This window comes from Spiroplasma endosymbiont of Halictus nicosiae (genome assembly GCF_978018445.1).
The window spans coordinates 1,662,315-1,682,216 of sequence record NZ_OZ389573.1; the positions used below are offsets into that span (position 1 = coordinate 1,662,315).

Below are 19,902 nucleotides of genomic sequence, written 5' to 3' on the forward strand. Positions count from 1 at the left end.
CCTTTCTAAATTAAATTTTATTGTTGCAACATTTTAATTTGATAAATTAAAATAGCACTAGCAACCGATACATTTAAAGAATCAAGATGACCTGTTGTTGGAATATAAATATTAAAATCAGAATGCTTTAATAATTTTGCGCTAATCCCTGTTCCTTCATTACCCACGATTAGACAAATTGGCGTATCATATTTTAATTCACTTACATTGTGGGCTGTTGTAGTTAAACTTGTTGCATAAATTCAAAACCCTTGTTTTTTTAAATATTCAATTGCATTAGTTAAATTATTTACTCGACAAACTGGAACATAATTAAAAGCACCTGCAGAGGTTTTGACAACAGTAGCATTAATATCAACTTGGCGTTTTTCTAGAATAATAACCCCATCAACATTAAACAAATCACAAGTACGCAAAATTGCCCCAAAATTATGTGGGTCAGAAATTTGATCAAGGACTAATAAAAATGGATGCCTATTTTGTAATGCTTTTGTTGTTATTGCAGTTAATGAATAATTTTCTGGCTTGCAAATTTCCAATACCAGACTTTGATGCTTACTAGTTTGTACAAGAGCTGTCATTTTATCTGTTGAACAAAAGACAACTTTAATTTGACGACTTTTAGCTAGTTTCAAATAATAATCATTATTTTTCCCTTGTGGTAATAAATAAAGTTTATTAATTTTCACTGCTGGATTTAGTAATGACTCCAAAACAGGATTAATTCCGTAAATGTATATATATACTTGCATATTTTCTTCCTTTTCCTGTTTTATTATTCATAACCTATATTAATAAATTTCTTTATAAGTATTATAATTTAATTTTATATTTTTTAATAGTTTCTTTTTTTTTTTTTTTTTATTGCCCGAGAATAAAGTGCTAAATTTTTCTCTGGTTTATTTTTAAACTTAGTTGTTAAAGTTGGCATAATGCCAAGATTTGCTTTCATTGGTTTTAAATCTCGTTGTTTTGAATTTGTAACATAGTTGACTAATGCTCCTAATACAGTTTCTGAAGGAAATTTAATTAATGGTAAATCCATTACATATTAATAGACATTTAAAGCACATAATAAACCTGCTGCCGCTGATTCTAAATAACCTTCTACCCCAATAATTTGATCAGCAAAAAAAATATTATTATTTTGTTTATATTGTAAAAATTGATTTAAAACTTTTGGTGAATTAATATAATTATTTTTATGTAAAACTCCATATCGAACAATATCTACTTTTGCTAAACCTGGAATAAATTGTGTAATAATTTGTTTTTGTTCTGGCCATGTTAAATTCGTCTGTCAACCTACAATATTATATAAACTATCAATGACATTATCTTGTCGTAATTGAATCACTGCAAATGGCTGCTTACCATTTTTGTCTGGTAAATTATTATTACTCATTGGTCCATTCAAAAGAATTTTTCGTTATGTTTGTGCCATAATCTCAATTGGTTGACAAGCTCTAAAATATTTTTCAAAATCTGCAATAGGAACTCGTTTTGCCGTTACTAATTCTGTAAGTAATTGATTAAACTCATCTTCTGTTAATGGACAAATAATATAATCTTTTTGTTCTGAATGTCGTGCGCCATAATATGCTTTTGAAAAATCAATTTTAGCTTTTGTTACAATTGGGGCTGAACCATCATAATAATACAATACTTTCTTACCAACTAACTTTTTAAGCTCAAGAGCAAAATTTGTTGTCACTAATGGTCCAACAGCAATAATAGTAATTTTTTTGGATCTATTTTAATAAATTCATCATAAATAATGGTAATATTAGAATGTTTTATTAAAGTTGCTGTAACTTTTTGTGAAAATAACTCCCGGTCAACACTAAGTGCATCATCAGCAGGAACTTGAACATCATAAGCTGTTTTTAAAATGAAAGAATTTAATAACTTTAATTCTTCTTTTAAAATTCCAATTGCATTTTCTCTTGAAACACTACGAAAAGAATTAGAACAAACTAATTCTGCAAATGTATCTAATTTTTGAACTGGATTTTTAAATAATGTTTTTGCTTCATATAATTTTACTTTTAAACCACGTTTTGCTAATTGGTAAGCAATTTCACAACCTGCTAACCCAGCACCAATAATATTAATTTCTTTTTGTTTCATTCCGTTACAAAATATCTTTTTCTACTAAAACCTTACGAAGCTCATCTGCTTTGACAAAATCTTTATTTTTTTTTGACTTAATTCATTCTAATAAATATTTACGAATTTCACCACTAATCACTGGTAACTTAAAATTAAAATTCATAATATTAAAAATAATATTATAAAAATCACTAGCAAGTTGCAAATTAAGTTTTTTATCACGTAATTGAGTATTAATAATTTTAGTCATTTTACTAATAATAGTTAAAACATTTGGACTATTTAAATTATTTGCTAACTCAGTAAGAACTTTCTTAACATTGTCACCATGTTGTGCTAAATTATAATTTAAGTTATATTCAGCTAAATATAAATTTACTGCTTTTAAGACTTTAAAAATCTTTTCGATTTCACCTTGTGCACTAATAATTAAAGTTTCTGTTACATTTAATGGTTGTGTATAATTAGTCGCATATAACAAATAACGTAATATATTTGCTCCGTATAATTTAATAAAATCACGAACTAAAATAGTATTATTTAATGATTTACTCATTTTTTTATTAGCAACATTTAAATGCCCATTATGCATTCAAATGTTTGCAATTTCCTTATTATTTTTTGCTAAAAATTGAATTCGTTCATTTTCATGATGAGGAAAAACTAAATCAATTCCGCCGGCATGAATATCAATTCTTTTTTTATGAAAAAATTTATCAATTAAGACAGCACATTCTGTATGTCAACCTGGGCGACCTTGATATAATTTACCCGTTTGATCATAAAAGGGAAAAGAAATTCCTTCGGTTGTTTGCTTTCATAAAGCAAAATCATATTGACTATGCTTATTAGCATCATGTTCAATTCGAATATTAGTTTCTAATTCTGAAATTTTTTTATTAGCTAATTGTCCATATTGTGCTTGATATTTTGCAATATCAAAATATACACTACCATTAACTTCATATGCAGCATTAAGTTTAACTAATTTTTGAATAAAAGTAATAATATCTTTAACATGGTCTGTTACTCGTACTCGCTTTGCTGGTCTTCTAACATTTAAATTAAAAACATCTTCTTCAAAAGTTTTAATATAAAATTCTGCAATTTCTTGTTCAGTTTTATGTTCTGTTGCTGCTTTAGCAATAATCTTATCATCAATATCCGTGTAATTTTGAATATAATTAACCTCAATATGTTGAAATTGTAAAAAACTAACTAATAAATCAACAGTAATAATTGCACGGGCATTACCGATATGAATGTAATTATAGACAGTTGGTCCACAACCATAAATATTAATTTTTTTTGCTTGACCATAATCTGTAAAATTACGAGTCAAAGTATTATATAATTTCATACTTCACCCTCTTATCTATTTGCATCCAATTCCATTTTTTAAATGAAATAACAGCATTTGAATATCAGCTGGATTAATTCCTGAAATTCGATTCGCTTGACCAATTGAAATTGGTCTAATCTTTTTAAATTTTTCTCGTGCTTCAAGTGCCAAGTTATCTACCAAATCATAATTCAAATTAACTGGAATTAATTTATTTTCCAACTTAATTGTTTTTAAAGCAATTTCTTGTTCTTTTTTAATATATCCTTCAAAACGAATATTAATTAATAAATTTTGTTTTAAAAATGATTTTAAATTATTTAACGGTGGTAACTCCTCCTCTAAATATTTTAACTCAATATTTGGTCGTTTTAATAAATTATAACCAGAAATGCGTTCTGTAATGTTGACAACACCTAATTTAGTTAGTTTTTGAATTAATGGTGATTTTGCCGTAAAATAAGTTTCTTTTAACAATTGCATTATTTCATTATAACTTTGCACATTATTTTGATATTCAATTCAACTTTTTTGATCAATTAAACTAAATTGATAAGCATAATTTTTTAATCGTTCTTCAGCATTATCATTACGCAATAATAAACGATATTCAGCACGAGAAGTTAATAAGCGGTAAGGCTCTTCTGTCCCTTTTGTAATTAGATCATCAATTAGCACTCCAATATAAGCTTGGTCACGACGTAAAATGAAAGGTTCTTTTTGGTCAATACTTAAAACAACATTAATTCCAGCCATTAAACCTTGGCAAGCAGCTTCTTCATAGCCACTTGTTCCATTAATTTGACCCGCCGTATATAAATTTTTAATTTTTTTTGTTTCTAACGTATGTTTTAATTGTGTTGGTACAATTGCATCATATTCAATTGCATAAGCTCATTTTAAAACTTCAACATTTTCAAATCCTGGCAAGGAACGTAGCATCTTTTCTTGTACATCAATTGGCATTGAAGTTGAAAATCCTTGCACATAAATTGTATTTAAACTCTTTGATTCTGGCTCTAAGAAAATTTGATGACGTGGTTTATCAGCAAACCGCACAATTTTATCTTCAAAACTTGGGCAATAACGTGGCCCTGTTCCTTTTACATTTCCAGAATACATTGATGATGCTGTTAAATTTTTTTGCACAATATTATGTGTTTTTGGTGTTGAATGAATTAATCAACATAATTCTTGCTCTTGTAACGGTGTAAAGGTTTTTGTTGAATAAGAAAAAGCTAGTTGCAAATCACTCCCTGATTCTGGTTGTGCTTTACTATAATCAATTGAAGTATTAAGAACACGTGCTGGTGTACCAGTTTTTAAACGAAATAACTCAAACCCTAAATGTTTTAACTGGGTTGATAATCCTGCTGTTGTAATGTCGCCATCAGGTCCTTCTGCTTTTTTTGTCATTCCTTGTAACACTAAAGATTGCATATATGTTCCTGTTGTTAAAATAACTTTTTTTGCAAAAAATTGTGTTTGATCTTTTAACATTACTCCATAGCAATTATTGTGATCATCAACCAATAAAGATTGAACTGCTCCTTCATATAAATCTAAATTATCTTGCTTTTCAATTACTTTTTGCATATATTTTGCATATTCAATCTTATCTGATTGAGCGCGTAATGCTCATACAGCAGGACCACGTGAAGAATTTAATAATTTCATTTGTAAAGCTGTTGCATCAGCTGCCTTTGCCATTTCACCACCAATGGCATCAATTTCACGAACAACAATCCCTTTAGCTGGACCACCAATTGAGGGATTACATGGCATTAATGCAATTTTATCTTTATGCAAAGTAACTAATAATGTCTTTTTTTTCATTCTTGCTGCAGCTAAACTTGCTTCGACGCCAGCATGACCAGCACCAATTACAATTACATCATATTTTTTCATTAAACTCCCTCCTTTACTAGTTTTATTAATTTAATTCTGCTTCAATTTGTTTTAATTCTTGTTCTACATTAACACGATTAAATAAGTTTTCTTTTTTCTCTATTGTTTTATTATAAATGATTTCTTGCGTTAAAATTGTTTCAAATGTTAAATCAGTTAAATTAACATTAAAATAATCGGCAATTTTTTGCGCATTATCAACTAAAACTGGCTGCAATAAAAAAGCACTAACAATAATAGTATAAGCTAAACTTGCTAAAGTTTCATATAATTGCTCCATCTTTTCGTTTTTTTCTAACTCTCAAGGTTTATTTTCTTCAATATATTTATTCGCCTTATTACATAATTCCAAAATAATGTTTAGTCCTGCTGAAATTTGATAAGCATCCATTGCCTGCTGATAATTCTGGACCGCTTGGATACAACTTTTAATTAGCACATTATCCAATTGTTGTTGTTTTACTAACTGACCATTAAAATATTTACTAATCATATTACTTACTCGTGATACCAAGTTCCCTATATTATTAACTAAATGAGCATTATATGATTCTAAAAACATTTCATAAGAAAATTTTCCATCATTTTCAGTTGGAATTTCATATCCTAAATAAAACCGTAATGTATCTCGATCATATTTATCAATTAAATATAATGGATCAACAACATTTCCAATTGATTTACTCATTTTAGTATCTTTAAATAAAATTCAACCATGCGATAAAAGTTTATTAGGATGACGTAACCCTAAACTTTCTAGCATACTTGGCCAATAAATCGTGTGAAAACGAGCGATTTCTTTTCCTAATAGTTGCAAAATCTCAACATCCTCATTATTTCAAAATTTATTAAATAATGTTTCATCATTTGATAAATAACCTAATGCTGTTAAATAATTTGATAATGCATCAATTCAAACATAAATAATGTGTTTATCATTTTCTAAGGTTTTAATTCCTCAGGAAAAAGTTGTTCTAGTAACAGATAAATCAGTTAAGGCTGGTAAAATAAAATTATTTAACATTTCATTTTTTCTTGGTTCTGGTTCAATAAAACCAGGATGATTATTATAATAATTAATTAAAAATTGACTATATTTTGAGACTTTAAAAAAATATGTTTCTTCCTTTACTTTTTGTGGTTTATTACCACAAACTAAGCACTGGTTTGTTACTTTATCAATTTGTGCTTCAGTTAAAAATTCTTCACAACTAACACAATATAAACCTTCATATTCTCCTAAGTAAATATCTCCATTATTATATAATTTACTAAAAATTTTTTGGACTCCAACTTCATGCTCTTTATCAGTAGTACGAATAAACTTTGAATATTCAATTCCTAATTTATTTCATAATAATTTAAAATTATAAACAATCATTGTTGTAAATTGATATGGTGTTACCCCTGCTGCTTTTGCTTTCTTTTCAATTTTTTCACCATGTTCATCGCTGCCTGTTAAAAAGAAAGTTTCATAACCAGCCATTTTTTTATAACGATTAATAATATCAGCTAATGTAGTAGTATATGCATGTCCAATATGTAATTGCGCACTTGGATAATAAATTGGGGTTGTAACATAAAATAATTTCTTGTTTTGACTCATAATATATCCCTCTCATTGTTATACATTTTAATAATATAAATTATATCGCATTTTTGCCAATAAAATAAGGGTTTTTTAAAGACAATTAAGGTCTTTGAAAATTACTAAAATAAAATAGTTATTTCCATAACTATTTATTCATAAATAAAACTTATTTTTATGCTGTTACTTCATGTAATTTTCGTGAAGAAATATTGCGTAAACCTTCATTTAACATTTCTGTTATCTGATAAGGAATATAAATAAAATCTATTTGCATTAGTTTATCAGTATATTTTTCATTTAATATTTCAACAGCATCAGCATATAAATCATCACGTCATTTTTTAATATCTAATTTTTCTTTAAAATAACTAAAAGCTAATGTTTTAGCATTTTGTAATAATGAATCAATTCGTAATGACAGTGTTTTATAAGTATCTGCCAAGGCTAATTCTAAACGATATGTAAAATCCTCATCGGTAATAACGCGTCCATTGTTCCGAATTAAAAGAACATTATCAAATAATAATTGGATTGGGTTTGTTGAGTCATGAATTTTTTCTGTATTTAAAACTAATTTTAGTTGATCACGAATATTACTAAAATGCTTTTCTAAAATAGGATTTTTCATTTTTTGCTCTCCTTAATTGCTTTAATTGTCTCCATTATCAATAGTAAATAAACAAACGGATATTAACTATAGTTTGTTAGATTATTTTTATAAGAGTAATTCTTATATAAATATCATAGCATAAGAAATATCTTTTTTTAGAAAAATAAAAAAACACTAAAAAATATTTTAGTGTTTTGTATATTTTAATTAGACTGTCGCAAAGTATAATAATGTACGTACCATTTGTGATACATATGACATTTCATTATCATATCATGCATATACTTTAACTAATTGTTTACCATCACGTTCAATAATTTTTGTTAATGTTGCATCAAAAATTGATCCGTGTGTTTCACCAATAATATCTGATGAAACAATTGGTTGTGTATTATAACCAAAAGTTTCTGAAGCTGCTGCTTTCATTGCATTATTAATTTCTTCAACTGTTGTTGTTTTTTTCAATTCAACTGCTAAGTCAACAATTGAACCAGTAATAGTTGGAACACGTAAAGCCATTCCATCAAATCGACCTTCCAATTGTGGTAATACTAATGCAACTGCTGCTGCTGCTCCCGTTTTAGTTGGAACAATATTTGAAAAAGCAGCACGTGCTCTTCTTAAATCATCATGTGCTAAGTCCAACAATCTTTGATCATTTGTTATCGCATGAACAGTTGTCATATATCCTTTTTCAATTCCAAATTTTTCGTCTAATACTTTTGCCATTGGTGCTAAACAGTTAGTTGTACAGCTTGCCCCTGAAATAATAGTATCTTCTTTTTTAATTTTCTTATGGTTTACATTATAAACAATTGTTTTAACATCGGTTCCTTTTGCTGGAGCTGAGATTAAAACTTTTTTTGCTCCGGCTGTAAGGTGTTTTGAAGCACCAGCACGATCAGCAAAGAATCCTGTTGATTCAACAACAACATCAATGCCTAATTTACCTCATGGTAACTCAGCAGGATCTTTTTTGGCATAAACATTTATTTTTTTCCCATCAACAATAATAACGCCTTCTTCTGAAGAAATTTTTCCTCTTTTTCATCCTCCTTGGGCTGAATCAAGTTCTAATAATGTTGCTAAAGTTTTTGCTGCAGTTAAATCGTTAATTGCGACAATTTCAACATTTTTTTCGTCAAATAATCTTCTAAAAGCTAAACGGCCAATACGCCCAAACCCGTTAATTGCAATTTTTGTCATCTACTTTTTCTCCTTTACATATATTTGATACCTTCTTAGTCTGCAATAAAAATATTGCATACTTACTATATATTTTATAACCTATAGAGTCAATTTGCAAGAAAATTAGAAAATATCCAAATTAAAGGTTACTTTATCATCAAAATAGAACCAAATAATAAATTTAATCTTTTTAACCAAAACGACCTGTAATATAATCTTCTGTTTTTGATTCACGAGGATGAGAAAACAATAATGCTGTTTTATTATATTCTATTAACTGTCCCATTCAAAAAATGCAGTATAATCAGAAATTCGTGCCGCTTGTTGTAAAGAGTGCGTTACAATAATAATTGTAAAATTCTTTTTTAAATCCAAAATTAACTCTTCAACTTTCGCAGTTGCAATTGGATCTAATGCACTTGTTGGTTCATCCATTAACAAAATTTCTGGCTTTAACGCAATTGCAGGAGCAATACATAATCGTTGTTGTTGTCCTCCCGACAAACTTAATGCTGAATCCTGCAAGTTATCCTTAACCTCATCTCATAATGCGGCTTGTTGTAATGATGATTCCACCGTTTGGTCGAGAATTCTTTTATCAAAAATTCCTAAACTTTTTAATCCAAAGGCAATGTTTTCATAAATTGACTTTGGAAATGGATTCGGTTTTTGAAAAACCATTCCAATTTTTGTTCGCAATGAAATAATATTTTGATGATACTGATAAATGTTTTTACAATTATTATATATAATTGTACCATTAACTCTTGTACCTTCAATTAAATCATTCATTCAATTAATTGCTCGTAACAAAGTTGATTTTCCACATCCTGATGGTCCAATTAAAGCTGTTACTTTGTTTTGCAAAATATTTAAGTTAATATTAAACAATGCTTGTTTGGTTCCAAAATTATAATAAAAATCAAATTTCTCAATTCCTAAAACAGTATTTTTTTGTAACGGAGTTGGATTTTTTAATAATGTATGTTGATGTTGATTTATTAAGCGGCGAAAAATTTTTTTAAATCATTCTTTAATTTTATTGTTAAAAGATTTTGTTGTTTTTGTTATCATAAATTTGTTCCATTTCCTCTTGTAAATTTTGAATCTTTTGTTCTAAAGCACTAATTGATAGCTGATAATTATCCTTCTTTTTCTGCTGATGCGTATTTGTTAATTGGGTTTTTAATTTTGTTAACTTTGTTTGATATTCTTTTAGTAATTGATTATCGTAATCTATTAGTTTTGTTATGATGTTCTTAACTTTTTTGAGTTATGTGAATTTTTTTGAAGTCGTTTTTCCAAGCATTTTTTTAGTTAGCAAAGAACCACAATAACATTTAATTAAAATACTAATTGTTATTCACCATTTTGGTTGGTGATTATTTTCAAATAAACCAATAACTTTAACAAAAATATTTAAGACTGTAAATTGTAAATGCAAATGTAGCACTTTATTGAAAAAGAATAAAGTGCTTTTTATTTTGTAAAAAATACTTTTATTTATTGGATTAATCGTTAGATAGTATCTTTTGCACTTAATAAAATATGTTTTTTCAGAAAAATCCATCTTTTCTTTTATTAAAAAATTTTGAATAATTGTTTTATTTAGTTGTTAGTTAATTATTAAATATAATTACTAAAAAATATATTTAATAAACAAAGAATTAAAAAAGATAATGAAATAAAAAAATAAAGTTACTATCTAACGATTAATCCAAAATTCAATCTTTAAAACTTAATATTTTTTGATGCTTAAAGATGGATAACTCATCTATGGCACGAAGCCTTAAAGAAAGTGTGAAAGCGATTGGATTTACTACTCCTATTTATTTCTTTAATTCTCGGCAAGATTAATCACTTGCAAAATGTCAGAGCATGTGTTTTTTGGCTTGTTTTCATAAAAAGAGTGTTGTTAAACCGAAAAAAACAATATCGGACACTAAAAAACAAGAGGGTTGGAACTCCAAAAGGTTATTTTCTTTATATAAAGTTGTGCAGGGATGGATGAAGCGTAATTAATAACTGGGTAAACTGTTTTTTGTTTATTTCCGTATGGGGATAAACTCTATCAAAATATCCTATCCGCCCCCGCTCACTCCCCAAAGTGGAGCGGGCGGTGAAGTAATTAAATACTAAAATAAATTACAAGAATTAATGATATGTGCTTATCCAGTAACTGCAAATAATATTAATGATGAAATTTAATCAACAAATAAAAAAATTAAGGAGTATAGATAAATGACAGAATATAAAAGTAAATATATTAATAAAACTTGAAATGAAATAACAACATCATTTGATTGAGTTAATTGTCAACCTATTAATTGTCGTATTTCACATCATAAAAAGCATTATGATTTGCAATGTTTAGAATGAGCAAAAATGTACTTAATTTTATTTGAAAACAAATGAGATATTATTGCTTCTTATATGCAACATTACAAAATTAACGATATTTTAGATTTAGCATCAGATGGATGAAAAATATGACAAATTGACAAAAAAATAAACCAGATAAATTAAAATATATTATTGCAATTGACCCTGCTGGAATTGGTCAAACTGGTATTATTATTTATAATGTTTTACAAAATAAAATAATTAATAACATTACTTTTAATTCCAAAAATGAAGAAGAAGCAATAAATAATATGTATTTAATATTAAATGAGTTTAAAAATAAAATTTGTTCTTATTTAAATAAAGTTATTGTAATAATTGAAGATTATCAACTTCACAAAGGTTTAAAAATAAAAAATCAATTATCTACTCCTAAATTCATTGGTGGTTTAAAAGTTTTATGCAAATATCTACTTAATTTAAATTATGTTTTACAATCACCAGTTGTTAAGAAAAATTATATTTATAAAGGAAATATTAAAATGACAGAGCAGGAATTAGATGCTTGAAAACATTTACAATATTTTTTAAAAAAGAAAGTGATAAATAATGACAATAACAGAATCAATTAAATTTAACAAACTTAAAGAAGAAAATGAAACACTTAAAAAAGAACTTGCTAAAAAAGAACAAGAAATAAATAGTTTCAAACAACAAATAGATATGGCACATAATTTTAATCAAAATTTAGGTAGTGAAATTGAAGAATTAAAACAACAACAATTATATAAAGAAGATTTTTACAAAAATCCATATTCAACAGGTTCTATCGATTGAATATTAGTTGACAGTTCAAAATATGACAAATTATCTAATAAGGATGTTAAATAATGTCTCAAACAAAAAATAATTTACCTAAAAAATCAATAACTAATAAACCTAAAATAAAAAATAAAAAAGTTAATAAGTTAGAATTAACTGTTAGATTACATAAAAATCCTATTAAAACAAAAATTAAGGCTCTTGTTGCTGGTGGTGTTGAAGTTGATGCTTGTTCGGCTAAATGTCAGTGAGAAGGATTAAATTACTCAACATTATCAATATATAACCCATCTGTTTTAAATTAGTTTTTGAAATTAAAAAAAGATGATGAGATAAAAATTAAAAGCTCAGTATTTAATCAGTTAAATATAAAAACTAAACGCTATTTTTTTGTCTTTTAGAGTAGATAGTTTTGAAATTATACAAAAAGCGATTAGAAAAAGAACAAATACAAATATTAAAAAATAGGAGGAAAAACAATGGCATTAAAAAATGTAAAATATGTTCTTATAAATGAAAATAATGAACCTATTAAAAATGAAGATGGTAGTTTAGATATTAAAACTGCTGAAATTATTTTAAAAAATACTGCTGAAGTTGAAGAATTTAATTCAAGTAATTTAGAAAATAATAATCAGCAAATCAACGAACTACAAACAAAAAATACTGAGTTAACTTTACAAATTGAACAACAAACAATTCAACTAAAACAAATTGAAGTAATTGATTTTATTAATTCTTCAACTGATAATGAAGATTTTAAAAATGTTTTATTAAAATCTTATGATATTACTGATGATATTGAAATCATTAAAACACAATTGCAAAATGTTTATGATGAATTAATTAAGGTACAAACAGTTAATACTGGGGGCGTACCAAAAGTAGAAAACAAAGAAAACAATATTTTAGATACAGGCAATGTATTTAATAAATAGAAAGAAGGAATAAAAATATGGATCCAAAAACAATTTTTGGCGATATTGCTAATCAAGCAACACAAAGAGACCGAGAAACATTTGAACAATGATATTTACAAACTTATCAACAAAAATTTAGTTGAGAAACTTTATTTGCGTGAAAAGAAGCAAATAAATTTGGTTTAACATATAAAAGAAAGAAAAATATTAAATATAATGAAGGTTTGGGAAAAGATGGACAAGTATTTAATACCGATGATAATCTTCTAAAATATTCAACAGTAGAATTTGAAGATGGAGTTGTTGAATTAGATACAATTTTAACTTTTGCTCGTAAATTAGATCCTGTAGAAAATGATTTTAATCCTAATCTTTGGGCTACCGATATTGAGCAAGCAATGAATACTGAGGTTGCTTATAAACGCAATAAAATTTTAGAAATTATTAATAAAGGAACAGTTACAACTATTCAAGGCAAAAAAGCAGATGATACAAATGCTTTACAAATTCATGATGAAATTATGGATAAAATATATGAAAACGGCTTTACTCCATCAGAAACAATTGTTTTAGGTTCGGCTGATTTTATTCGTGGAATTCGTAATAAATTACAGTTACAACTTGGAGCAAATGACCAAATAAATAGTGTAATCACAACAAGTGGAGCAATAAAAACTGTTAAAGGAACAACATACTATATGGTTCCTAAAAAATTACCAATTATTAATAAAGATGGTTCAGAAGGAACAATTAAATTATTGCCAGATGGTGTTAATGCAATTGCCTTTAAGTTTAGCAAAAAATATGACCCTCTTATTTTACGCAAAAAAGATCATACTCCGTTAAGAGTTGGTGCTGCTGCGTTAGGTACTGGTATGGGTAATACTTTGATTATGGAAAGAGTTTTATATTTAGGTGGAGCAGTGGTTGAACTAAAAGGAATTATTAAACATATTGTTTCAAAAATTGATATTAGTAAAATCAATAAATTAGATAAACCAACTATTCATGTTGCAGACCCAACAAAAGCAACAGCCGAACAGTTAAAACTACAATTTAAAGATGGTGTTTTAAAAGCAGTAAAAGCAGTAAATAGTTCTTTAACTGAAAGTGATTTTGATTACTTTATTGAAAGTGCTGGTGTTGATTGACCAATAAATATTACAAATGATACCAAGGTTTTTGTCCAAATTGAAGATAAAAACAACACTACTGGTCAAACAAATCCGATTGATGTTAAAATTAAAAATTCTTAATAGTACTAAAAAATAGTACTTTTTCGTTTGATAAATGATATGCCAATTGGAACATCTAAAACAACCCTTATTTATGCTGTTAAAAAATCCAACTAGATTGTCAATCCAACAACAAGAAAAAAATTTTGGTTTACAGTTATTAGAATTTTTAGGAATTCAAGTTTTAGCTCTTGGTTTATCAGTTTTAACTGGTGGTATTGCTTCGGCTGTTGGTCTTGGTGCGGGATTATCTAATTTTGCCGCAGCATTTATCTCGTTTGGAGTAGAAACAGCAACCGATTTTGCCGTAAATCAAATATATGATAAATTAACATCAGAAGTAACAGCAAAAAGTACTGCCTTAAATTTGTTACCAGCAATTGGTGGAATTGGTAAATTAACGCGTGCTGTTCGAACAACTAGAATTTTAAAATTAGCAAAAGAAACTAAACTACTTGAAAAATTAGGTGTAATAACTGCTAATAATTTAGAAGATGTTGTAAGGCAAGTTACAGGTAAAAAGATTTTATCTTCTAAATTAATATTTGATTTTACAAAGCAGGCTAATAATGAAACTTTATTATATACAATTGGAAAATTAGCCCGAAATGATTTTTATAAAGGTTTTAAAGTTTCTAATTTAGAAACAATTAATAATTTATTAAAAATTGAGAAAAATATTCAAAAAATAAGTCCTAAATTAGTTCAAAAAATACCACGCGTGAATGAAAAAAATGCTAATAAATGATTGTCTGAATATGGATTAAATATTAATAAAATAAGTAAAATTAATACTAATGAGTGATATAACATTATGACTAATCTTCATAAAAAAGGTGTTGGTAAAAATCTACTATTAAATGCTAATTTAATGCGGGGCAGTAAAATACATAATAATAAATTATTAAATATTTTTTATCAAACACCAATTAAATTAAATAAAATTTTAAATCATTTAAACCCAAATTTTTATATTCAAAAAGTAACTAAAAAATTATTAGACCCTATTGAAAAACAAATAATTACTATTAAACAAAAAGTAATTAGTAAAATTACTGATAAAACTAAAAAAATATTATCTAAATTTGAAACTAAGGCTATTAAAAAAGGTCAATTATTACCTTTTGCTTATGGTTCTGATGTTTTTTTAGCAGTTAAAATTGTTCCATTATCAGTTGCGGGTGAAGTTGCTTTAACAATATATTATAAAAATCCTAAATATGCCCCTATTGTCGTTATGACAACTTTAATCAAAGCAAAACAGTTTGTTTTGGCTCCTGAACCATTTAAATTCTATATGAACAGTGAGTGGTTTATTGGTTGGGGATTTAAAAAAACAAGTTTGTTTAATTTAGTTTCTTTTGCCCCATTTGTTTATCAGCAAGTAGTAAAAAATAGTTTTAAAATATATCGGACAATTGCTAAGATATTAAAAATTCAAGAACAATTTAAAAATAACTTTAATAAAGATAAATTGTTAAATACGTTAGAAGATAGTGCGGTTACTAGTTTGTTAGGTAATGGACTAGCATTTCAAGCATATAAACAACTCAGAACAAAACAAGATTTAAACAAAACAATTAAAACAAAAACATTACTAAATAGTAAAAAAATTATATTAAAGAAAATATATTCTAAAAAAAGTAAATGATAAGGAGATGATTAAATGTTAAATGAATTATGACAAAATGTTACTTTGGAAAATTATAATAATTTTATTTCAATGACAGGTAAAATTACACAAGTTCCAGTTTGTTATAATAAGTTTTTTAAAGGTGATATAGAATTATGATTTAAAACATTTGCTTTAAGAGCCCAAAATATGATTAATTCTTACTTAAACTATCCATTTTCAAAACTAAAGTTTGAAACATTTAAAGATCCATTATTAAAGAAAATTTGTATTAATATGGTGTTTATTACGATTAAACATTTAACCGCATTCCAATTGAATTTTTTACTTCGGCAAATATGAGTGTTGGTGATATTAATTATTCATCGCAAAATGACCCCATGATTATTTGACAAGGTCTATTGCCTACCTATGCAAAATCATTCGCTAATTTAACAACTTTAAAGAAAATGTTTCGTACTTTTTAAGAAGAAGGTATTGATTTAACAATGATTGATTTAGAATCATATTATACTCAATTAGAAGTTGATGCTTTAATAGAAAAAGAAAAAACTAAGATTGAAAATAAAACTATTGTTAAAAATAACAATAATAAAATAAATGTTCCCTTTGATAATGATACTATTTTTTATGATAAAACTAATAAAGTTTGAAAATCTAATACTGCTAATATTATTAATCGAGATTCTATAATGAAAACATTAAATCATAATGATTTTGTTATTACTGAGGGTGGTAATAATAAAGGTAAAATATCTGTAACAAACGGTTACAATGATGAATTAGCAATTGATGATCCAACTAGTGGCGGTGAGTTTGTTAATTATATGAGAACACGACAAATTGGAATTAAATTAATGCCTACTCAAAGTGGTAAAGCGAATGCTTCATTTAATCAAAAAACAGGTGAATTAGAAATTTGAGACCCTTCATTTAAAAATAATGATATAACTGCTAACTTTGAAATTATTAAAAAAGTACAACATCAGAATTAAAAATAACTGATGACACATTACCAACTACAAAATATATTAATGAACATTATCAAATTAAAAGTAGTGATTGAGAAATTGTAGATATTACTGATTGAACTCCTAATGTTAGTGAATATCAAATAAAAGATTGAGATAAAAATAAATATAAATATAAAGTATAAGTTAATAATCAATTTTTAAATAGTTTTTATTTATCAACTTATAAAGGATTTACAGGAAATATATCAAGTGGAATAACAACTACTGGTAATGAAAATCAAATTGCACAATTAAGAAATAATGGAAAAATTATAATATATTCAAAAAATGCTGCTGCTAAAATGACTAAATTATATATTAAAAGAAAAAAAGTAAGTTAGAAAGGAGATGATTTTATGCTAAAAGTAAATATTAAAGATGTAGTTATGTTTTTAAAAATCTTTGGAGTTTCATCATTGTTTTTTATCGCAGGAATTATTATTTGTTTTATAGGAAAAAAAACATTAGGTATTTCTTGACCAGCATATGTTATTGTTTCAGCAATGCTTATCGGAACTGGAATTATAGTTTTGATTATTGAAACAATTAGATTTATCAAAACACATAACAAACAACAAAAACAAGATAGTATTGAAGATGTTATTAAAAAGGGTGATAAAAATAAAGAAAAGATACTAAATGGGATTATTACCAGCAAAAAAGAAATTAAAAAAAGAATATGATATTGATAGTTATTATCTTAATTTAGCATCAACGATTACTAATCGTAAAAATGTTACTGTTCAAAAACATAATGAAATTTTAGAAAAAAGAATTTGTGAAGATAATGCTAATTTTTTAAATCCACGAGATTTAGAAATTAGCATTTATAATCCACTTACTAATCAAAAAATAGATACTAAATTAATTAATAGCTTTTTAAAAATGCAGGACTTTACCAATAAGAATTGATATAACGAATATAAAATTAATAAGAATGGTAAAGATGCATATTTTATTTTTGCTAATAATTCAAAACTTAATTTTATTACTATTGATTTTTACAATGACCAATATGATGAATTAGGTAATTTAGTATCTTGCACTTTTGATTATGACCCTTATATTAAAAATGACCATAGTATTTTTATTACTGAAAAATTAGAGATTGATGCTGTAACTAAACAAGTAAAAGTTATTAGAAAGTTAAAAACACGATTATACAGTACTATTACCGACTTATATATTGATGATATTAAATGAAATAACTATACAACATTACAAAAAGAAGAAATATTACCACTTAATTTTATTCCAATTGAAATTATTCCTAATAACCCTAATTTCGAACCTTCTGCTCGTTATGGTAAACAATTTGCTAGTATTTTAGATATTATTGCTGAAAAGATAATGTTAGATCCATTATTAAATAGTGTTAAATTTACTATTAATACTAATGGAGTTACTGGTGTGGTTGACCAAGAAATTAGTAAAATGATGGCATCATTTATTGAAAATGACTTGTTATTAGTTGAAGGAGACCCCGATAGTAATTTTCAACCAGTAGACTATATTGCTGGTAATTTTAAAGGTGAGCAATTAACTAAAATATATGATTGATTATTAACAAATTACTATAAAATAAATCGACATCATGTTCCCGCCATTGCTAAGGGAGCACAACAAACTCAGGCAGAAGTTGCTGGTGTAAATATTCAAACAAACGAATCATACGAACAAATGATATATATTAGAGAAATTAAATTAACTGAATTTATTATTAAGTTAATTAAATATGATAATGCTATTTTAAACAGTAAAACATTCAATATTAAAAATATTGACGAGTTAATTGTTGATATTCGCTTACCAGTAAATGCTACTTTAAACAAACAATTAAAAAACAACGAAACTATTATCAATATGCCTAATGAAGAAGGAGAACAAGAATAATGTTAAAACCATCTGAAAAAATGTTAGCACAATTAGCAGAAAATCATGAACCAATTGACTATTCAATTGATAGTATTCCGTTAGATTTTGCTAGTCAATCGCAGTACAGCGACCCTGATTTAGAACAATTATTTACAGAAGCCCGTGCAAGAACCTTATATATTTATAAAATTAATAATCTTGTTAAGACAAAACAAAAACCAACCTTAAACTATTCTCAAAATAGCGTTAAAATAGGTTTTATTGACAAAGATGAATATATTAAAATAACTGGTTATGAAATTAGTGATTTTAATTTTAAATTACAAATTCAACAAAACACCACAGTCCAAGATAATAGCACAAGTTATGTAATGATTGATGAAAAAGATATTTTAATTAATGATATTTCAAAACAAGACAAAGAATTTTTAGAAACATTAGACTTAAAAATAGTATCTATTAATGAACAAATTACAGAAGACAACAAAAATGAATGTTACATCATTGAAGAATACAAACGCCCTTATTCACCTGATGGCATTGATATTATTAAATCTACCCACTTAGTTAAAATAACTGATTTTAAGTGAAAAAATCAGAATAGTATTCATTTAGTTTTACAAAAATCATTGCCAGAAGACACAGTATTTACTGGAATTGAAATTAAATACCCTAAATCTATGTTATTTGGAAATATTAAATGTTGAGGAAATGTGAATGGTGTTTATTCTTATCCATCTTCAATTGTTGAAAATGCTAGTTTAGTACCTTTATTATCAATGCCAATTGAGACAGAACCTAATGTACGAATATTTCAGTATTGATTTACGGAAAGTTTTTTACCATGGTTTATTGCAAAAATATATATTCAACCAGATGATATTTTAAGTTTAATAAAAAATAATGGTTTAGAAAAAGTTTTATTAAATTATTTAACATATCGTTATAATTATGATTGAAAATTTCAAGGGGCAACATATGATGAAAAAGGTAATCCTACTAATAAAGCAGCAGAATTACGCCAAAAATTCGAAGGACAAAAACCAGAAGATGTAATTGATGGTTTATTTGAAAACTGAAAATTAGACAATCCAAGTGAATTACATAAAACATATGTAAAAAGAATTAAACAAGTTATATATATGTTATAAAATTATACATATAGTAAATACGCTATTAATAAAGGTTATAATGATGATGTTAAATTATTTTCTCCCTATTATTTTGAATTAATATCTAATCCAAGAGAACTAGAAACTGGGTATTGAGAATTTGAACATTATAAAGTTAAATTAAATTCATCATATTTT

Annotated in this window: 18 protein-coding genes and 2 pseudogenes; 12 read left to right on the top strand and 8 right to left on the bottom strand. The window is 26.2% G+C overall.

The genetic code is table 4. The features are described from left to right. Positions 1 to 17: 17 nt before the first annotated feature. The 8 genes and pseudogenes from rlmB to pstB all read right to left on the bottom strand — a co-directional run bounded on the left by rlmB (position 18) and on the right by pstB (position 9,711). Positions 18 to 752, bottom strand: coding sequence for a 23S rRNA (guanosine(2251)-2'-O)-methyltransferase RlmB (gene rlmB / locus ACZ91P_RS11300; RefSeq protein ID WP_465156199.1), 735 nt, complete (start codon positions 750 to 752; stop codon positions 18 to 20). Between the two features lie 83 nt (positions 753 to 835). Further along, a pseudogene (trmFO, locus tag ACZ91P_RS11305) lies at positions 836 to 2,130 on the bottom strand (methylenetetrahydrofolate--tRNA-(uracil(54)-C(5))-methyltransferase (FADH(2)-oxidizing) TrmFO). A 4-nt stretch (positions 2,131 to 2,134) separates the two neighbouring features. Further along, the gene (cysS, locus tag ACZ91P_RS11310; RefSeq protein ID WP_465156201.1) at positions 2,135 to 3,472 is read right to left on the bottom strand and encodes a cysteine--tRNA ligase; all 1,338 of its coding nucleotides are present in this window, start codon (positions 3,470 to 3,472) and stop codon (positions 2,135 to 2,137) included. A gap of 15 nt (positions 3,473 to 3,487) precedes the next feature. Next, positions 3,488 to 5,365 (bottom strand): tRNA uridine-5-carboxymethylaminomethyl(34) synthesis enzyme MnmG, encoded by a 1,878-nt coding sequence (mnmG, locus tag ACZ91P_RS11315; protein ID WP_465158991.1) that lies wholly within the window; start codon positions 5,363 to 5,365, stop codon positions 3,488 to 3,490. Positions 5,366 to 5,387: 22 nt separating this feature from the next. Then, on the bottom strand, positions 5,388 to 6,968 hold the full coding sequence (metG, locus tag ACZ91P_RS11320) for a methionine--tRNA ligase (RefSeq protein WP_465156203.1): 1,581 nt from the start codon (positions 6,966 to 6,968) through the stop codon (positions 5,388 to 5,390). 157 nt (positions 6,969 to 7,125) lie between these two features. Continuing rightward, the gene (locus tag ACZ91P_RS11325) at positions 7,126 to 7,581 is read right to left on the bottom strand and encodes a hypothetical protein (protein WP_465156205.1); all 456 of its coding nucleotides are present in this window, start codon (positions 7,579 to 7,581) and stop codon (positions 7,126 to 7,128) included. A 189-nt stretch (positions 7,582 to 7,770) separates the two neighbouring features. Next, a complete protein-coding gene (gene gap / locus ACZ91P_RS11330) occupies positions 7,771 to 8,769 on the bottom strand; it encodes a type I glyceraldehyde-3-phosphate dehydrogenase (protein WP_465156207.1) in 999 nt (332 codons plus the stop codon). Positions 8,770 to 8,941: 172 nt separating this feature from the next. Then, a pseudogene (gene pstB, locus ACZ91P_RS11335) lies at positions 8,942 to 9,711 on the bottom strand (phosphate ABC transporter ATP-binding protein PstB). Positions 9,712 to 10,992: 1,281 nt separating this feature from the next. Between pstB and ACZ91P_RS11340 the strand changes: the two are divergent. The 12 genes from ACZ91P_RS11340 (at position 10,993) to ACZ91P_RS11395 (ending at position 19,743) form a co-directional block, all read left to right on the top strand. Further along, positions 10,993 to 11,277 (top strand): hypothetical protein, encoded by a 285-nt coding sequence (locus tag ACZ91P_RS11340; protein WP_465156209.1) that lies wholly within the window; start codon positions 10,993 to 10,995, stop codon positions 11,275 to 11,277. Beyond that, a complete protein-coding gene (locus tag ACZ91P_RS11345; protein WP_465156211.1) occupies positions 11,241 to 11,726 on the top strand; it encodes a hypothetical protein in 486 nt (161 codons plus the stop codon). The genes ACZ91P_RS11340 and ACZ91P_RS11345 overlap by 37 nt, the downstream gene beginning before the upstream one ends. Beyond that, entirely contained in the window at positions 11,704 to 11,985 is a 282-nt protein-coding gene (locus tag ACZ91P_RS11350) for a hypothetical protein (RefSeq protein WP_465156213.1), read from the top strand. The genes ACZ91P_RS11345 and ACZ91P_RS11350 overlap by 23 nt, the downstream gene beginning before the upstream one ends. Continuing rightward, positions 11,985 to 12,221: a hypothetical protein gene (locus tag ACZ91P_RS11355; RefSeq protein WP_465156215.1), complete on the top strand. Its 237-nt coding sequence runs from the start codon at positions 11,985 to 11,987 to the stop codon at positions 12,219 to 12,221. The genes ACZ91P_RS11350 and ACZ91P_RS11355 overlap by 1 nt, the downstream gene beginning before the upstream one ends. A 174-nt stretch (positions 12,222 to 12,395) precedes the next feature. Then, entirely contained in the window at positions 12,396 to 12,854 is a 459-nt protein-coding gene (locus ACZ91P_RS11360; RefSeq protein WP_465156217.1) for a hypothetical protein, read from the top strand. A gap of 17 nt (positions 12,855 to 12,871) precedes the next feature. Beyond that, positions 12,872 to 14,092, top strand: coding sequence for a hypothetical protein (locus ACZ91P_RS11365; RefSeq protein WP_465156219.1), 1,221 nt, complete (start codon positions 12,872 to 12,874; stop codon positions 14,090 to 14,092). 73 nt (positions 14,093 to 14,165) lie between these two features. Beyond that, positions 14,166 to 15,725 (top strand): hypothetical protein, encoded by a 1,560-nt coding sequence (locus ACZ91P_RS11370; protein WP_465156221.1) that lies wholly within the window; start codon positions 14,166 to 14,168, stop codon positions 15,723 to 15,725. A 12-nt stretch (positions 15,726 to 15,737) separates the two neighbouring features. After that, positions 15,738 to 16,139 carry a hypothetical protein gene (locus ACZ91P_RS11375; RefSeq protein WP_465156223.1) on the top strand — a complete coding sequence of 134 codons (402 nt, stop codon included), beginning with the start codon at positions 15,738 to 15,740 and terminating at the stop codon, positions 16,137 to 16,139. A gap of 53 nt (positions 16,140 to 16,192) precedes the next feature. Next, complete coding sequence (locus tag ACZ91P_RS11380) at positions 16,193 to 16,699, top strand: hypothetical protein (RefSeq protein ID WP_465156225.1); 507 nt, start codon at positions 16,193 to 16,195, stop codon at positions 16,697 to 16,699. 374 nt (positions 16,700 to 17,073) lie between these two features. After that, positions 17,074 to 17,409, top strand: coding sequence for a hypothetical protein (locus ACZ91P_RS11385; RefSeq protein ID WP_465156227.1), 336 nt, complete (start codon positions 17,074 to 17,076; stop codon positions 17,407 to 17,409). Next, a complete protein-coding gene (locus ACZ91P_RS11390) occupies positions 17,357 to 18,610 on the top strand; it encodes a hypothetical protein (protein WP_465156229.1) in 1,254 nt (417 codons plus the stop codon). Before ACZ91P_RS11385 ends, ACZ91P_RS11390 begins: the two co-directional genes overlap by 53 nt. Further along, a complete protein-coding gene (locus ACZ91P_RS11395; RefSeq protein ID WP_465156231.1) occupies positions 18,610 to 19,743 on the top strand; it encodes a hypothetical protein in 1,134 nt (377 codons plus the stop codon). Before ACZ91P_RS11390 ends, ACZ91P_RS11395 begins: the two co-directional genes overlap by 1 nt. The last annotated feature ends 159 nt before the right edge of the window (positions 19,744 to 19,902 follow it).